This is a genomic window from Stappia sp. TSB10GB4 (genome assembly GCF_900185745.1).
Taxonomy (GTDB): domain Bacteria; phylum Pseudomonadota; class Alphaproteobacteria; order Rhizobiales; family Stappiaceae; genus Stappia.
In genome coordinates this window covers 1-976 of the sequence record NZ_FYAV01000067.1, presented here as the reverse complement: position 1 = coordinate 976, position 976 = coordinate 1, and the positions used below count along the sequence as shown (strand labels likewise).

1 protein-coding gene is annotated in these 976 nt (G+C 68.2%); it reads left to right on the top strand.

Annotated features, from left to right (window positions below; genetic code table 11):
• Window positions 1-64 precede the first annotated feature (64 nt).
• Window positions 65-976 (top strand): transposase (locus TSB10GB4_RS19290; protein WP_186397086.1); only part of this gene is annotated, 912 nt, incomplete at its 3' end.

Below are 976 nucleotides of genomic sequence, written 5' to 3'. Positions count from 1 at the left end.
GATGGGGCCTCTGGCCGACACCACGCCCGCGAACAATCCGAAGCACGATCAGGATACCACTGCCATGGCCTTTCTGGAACATGCCCCGTCCCACGTCGTCGGCATCGACGTGTCGAAGCTGACCCTTGCCGTCTGTTCGGCGCAGGGCAACACCGCCAGCACCGTGGCCAGCACCGTGGCCAGCACCGTGGCCAACACGGCCCGCGCCATCCGCAAGCTGGTCGCCGGTCTGCCCTCCGGCACGCTCGTCATCTGCGAGCCGACCGGCGGCCATGAAACCCTGCTGCTGGCAGAACTTTCTGCCGCAGGCATCGCCTGCCACCGGGCCGACACCCTCAAGGCCAGGGCCTTCGCCCGCTCCTTCGGGCGACTGGCCAAGACCGATGCGATCGATGCGGCACTGCTGGCCGCCTATGGCCAGGAGCGGTGGCGCCACCTGCCGCTCCACCGCCCGGCGGACCGCACCCAGGCGCAACTGGCCGCACTCGTCGCCCGCAGGCAGGACCTCATGGCCATTCGCGGCGCCGAACTCAACCGCGCCAAGTCCCCCGGATGCACCCTGGTCGTCGCCTCCTGCAGGAGCCTCGTCAGAATGCTCGATCGCCAGATCGAGACCATCGACAAGGCCATCGCAGGCCTTTGCGCGCAATGCGCCGTGCTCGCACGACGTATCGCCATCTACCGCTCGCTGCCGGGCGTGGGACCACGAACCGCCATCTCCCTGGCCGCCGCCATGCCAGAGCTCGGCACCATGACCGGAAAGCAGGCCGCATCCCTGGCCGGCCTTGCCCCACACCCCAACGACAGCGGAACCTTGAAGGGCTACCGCAAGACCCGCGGCGGACGCCCGCAGATCCGTTCCATCCTCTTCATGGCTGCCCTCAGCGCCGCACGCTGCAAAGGGCCGCTGCGACCCGTCTTCCACAGGCTGATCGCAAACGGAAAGAAGCCAATCGTCGCCCTCACAGCCCTCATG